Origin of the sequence: Desertihabitans aurantiacus (assembly GCF_003344635.1) — a bacterium.
GTDB classification, from domain to species: domain Bacteria; phylum Actinomycetota; class Actinomycetes; order Propionibacteriales; family Propionibacteriaceae; genus Desertihabitans; species Desertihabitans aurantiacus.
This window is the reverse complement of the sequence record NZ_QPKK01000378.1, coordinates 1-2,757: the sequence shown is the minus strand read 5'-3', so window position 1 is coordinate 2,757 and position 2,757 is coordinate 1. Positions and strand designations below refer to the sequence as shown.

General features: G+C 71.7%; 3 protein-coding genes. 2 read left to right on the top strand and 1 reads right to left on the bottom strand.

What is annotated here, in order from left to right:
• Both DVA66_RS19165 and DVA66_RS19160 read left to right on the top strand, forming a co-directional pair.
• A partial coding sequence (locus DVA66_RS19165) for an OBAP family protein (RefSeq protein WP_198671955.1) occupies nucleotides 1-697 on the top strand: 697 nt, incomplete at its 5' end.
• Between the two features lie 55 nt (nucleotides 698-752).
• A complete protein-coding gene (locus DVA66_RS19160) occupies nucleotides 753-1,856 on the top strand; it encodes a diacylglycerol/lipid kinase family protein (RefSeq protein ID WP_114561435.1) in 1,104 nt (367 codons plus the stop codon).
• A 176-nt stretch (nucleotides 1,857-2,032) separates the two neighbouring features.
• Here DVA66_RS19160 and DVA66_RS19155 read toward each other — a convergent pair.
• A partial coding sequence (locus DVA66_RS19155; RefSeq protein ID WP_114561434.1) for a DUF7927 domain-containing protein occupies nucleotides 2,033-2,757 on the bottom strand: 725 nt, incomplete at its 5' end.

Genomic DNA, 2,757 nt, shown 5'->3' with positions numbered 1-2,757 from the left:
GGGGGCGGCCCTGCTCGGGCGGAAGGTGCTGGCGACGCTGCGCGCCGGGCGCGGCCACCCGCTGGCGCACCGCGTGCTCGACGTCAGCTCCTCGGTGCTGCAGCGCAAGTACCCGCTGGAGTCGATGAGCACCTACCTCAACGGCTTCCACATGTACGCCGACGAGATGGGCCGGCAGGTGGAGGCGAGCCACTTCTGCATCCACCTGCGCCACGACCTGCACCAGTGCGTGATCTTCGACCGCAACGCCCCCGACGCCCGCCTGATCGGCATCGAGTACATCGTCAGCGAGGAACGCTTCCGCAGCCTGCCCGAGGAGGAGAAGCGGCTGTGGCACAGCCACCACCACGAGGTGCGCTCGGGCACCCTGGTGGCCCCGGGCGTCCCGGAGATCGCCGAGCACGCCTACTTCGAGGACCTCGTCCGCACCTACGGCAAGACCTTCCACACCTGGCAGTACGACCGCGACGAGGACTTCCCCTACGGCATCCCGCAGCTGATGATGGCCTTCACCGGCGAGGGCCAGCTGCGCGAGGAGCTGGTGCGCGAGCGCGACGACCGGCTGGGCGTCTCCACCGAGCAGAAGCGGCGGCGCCGCGCCGACATCCCCGAGCCGGAGGTGGCGCCAGGAGCCAACACCTGGGAGGACGGGCGGACCGTGCAGCTGCGCCTGGAGGAGACGGAGCTGCGACGGTGAGCCGCACCACGTCGTGGCGGCGGGACGCGGGCCGCGCTGTGGGAGTCTGGGCCGCATGACCCGCTCCGACGAGCCCGGGCCCGAGCCCGCGAAGCCCCGCACCAGCGCCGACCCGGACAGCTCCACCTCCCCCGAGCACGCCGCGTCCGCGACCGCGGAGCAGGTACGTGAGGCCGACACCCGCGAGGAGAACCCGCCGCCGCGGGCCGCCGTCGTCTACAACCCGACCAAGGTCGACCTGGAGGTGCTGCGGGCGACGGTCGACGCCGCCGCGGAGGAGGCGTCCTGGGGCGAGACCAGCTGGATCGAGACCACCGCCGACGACCCGGGCGAGTCGATGGCCCGGCAGGCGGTCGAGCAGGGCGTCGACATGGTGATCGCCGCCGGCGGTGACGGCACCGTCCGGGCGGTGACGCAGGGGCTGATCGGCTCCGACGTCGCGCTGGGCCTGCTGCCCTCGGGCACCGGCAACCTGCTCGCCCGCAACCTCGACCTGGAGCTGAAGGACCTGACCCAGGCGGTGAGCACCGCCTTCGCCGGCGAGGACCGGTCCATCGACGTCGGGATGGCGCGGATCCGGCGCAAGGACGGCACCGAGGAGGAGCTCGCCTTCGTCGTGCTGGCCGGGCTCGGGCTGGACGCGCAGATGATCGAGCACACCGACGAGGAGCTGAAGAAGAAGATCGGGTGGCTGGCCTACGCGCGGGCGATCGCCAACGCCCTGCGCGGCGGCAACCGGATCCGGATGCGGATCGGCGTCGACGCCGAGCCCCAGCGCACCCGCAACATGCACACCCTGCTCATCGGCAACTGCGGCAACCTGCCCGGCAACATCGTGCTGCTGCCCGAGGCGACGCTGGACGACGGCTTGCTCGACATCGTCGCGCTGCGTCCTGACGGGTTCTTCGGCTGGCTGCAGATCTGGGCGAAGGTGGTGGTCGAGAACTACGTCCTCAACCGCACCGAGGTGGGTCGCCGGCTGCAGGGCGCGCAGAAGTCGGTGCGTGCGCTGCGCTACCTCACCGGCAAGAAGGTGATCGTCGCCCTGCGCCACCCCGAGCCGTTCGAGCTGGACGGCGACAGCTACGGCGAGGTGACCGCGTTCCAGATCGAGGTCGTCCCCCGCTCCCTGCGGGTCCGCGTCCGCCCGACCGACTGAGCCCTGACACGAGAGCTCCCCCGAGGCGGCACCGGTTGGGTCGCGGTGCGCCTCGGGGGAACGTCTCGTCATGCTGCCAGGACCCCCGTTCGGGGGCCGGGGGTCCCGGCCGATCACCTGCGGGTGAGGGCCGGCGGTCGGTGGACCGCTGACGGCTCACCCGCAGGTGCGTGCTCTCAGCCTCCGATCCGGTCCGTCACGCTCCGGCGGCGCCAGACCACCAGCGCGCCGGTGAGGAGCAGGAGCAGACCACCGACCAGCGGAGCCAGGACGTCGGGGGCACCGGTGGCGGGCAGCTGCCCGTCGGTGCCCGGCTCGTCCGGACCGAGGTCACCGGCACCGAGGTCGCCGGCCTCCTTCGGGTGCTCGGTCTCACAGCCGATCTCCACCTCGCAGGTGCCGCGCGGGTCCTCGCTGGTGACCACGTTGGCCAGCAGGTCGTCCCCGGAGTCGGTCACGGTCACCGAGTAGGTGATCGTGACGACCGCGTCCTCGGCCAGGTCACCGGTCCAGGACAGCGTCTCGCCGTCCACGGCGACCTCACCGACCGAGGCCTCCGCGTCGCCGTTGTAGCTGGCGTCGTCCAGGACGTCGGACAGGTCGTCGACCACCGAGGCCCCGTCCACCGCGGCCTGACCGCGCTGGGTCACCGTCACGGTGTACTCCACCACGTCACCGACCTCCACGGTCGAGCCCGTGGCCGGGTCGGAGACCTTGGCGTAGGAGAAGCCGCCCTTGAAGTGCTGCTCCTCACACCCGACGGCCTCGTCGCAGACCCCGCGCGGGTCGTCGCTGGTGACGACGTTGGTCACGTCGTCATCACCCTCATCGGTCACGGTCACCGAGTAGGTGATCGTCTCGACCGCACCCATCGCGAGGTCACCGGTCCAGGACAGCGTGT

Excerpts from the sequence above, each read along its gene's own strand:
- DVA66_RS19160 (WP_114561435.1), top strand. The coding sequence starts at position 753 with ATGACCCGCTCCGACGAGCCCGGGCCCGAGCCCGCGAAGCCCCGCACC.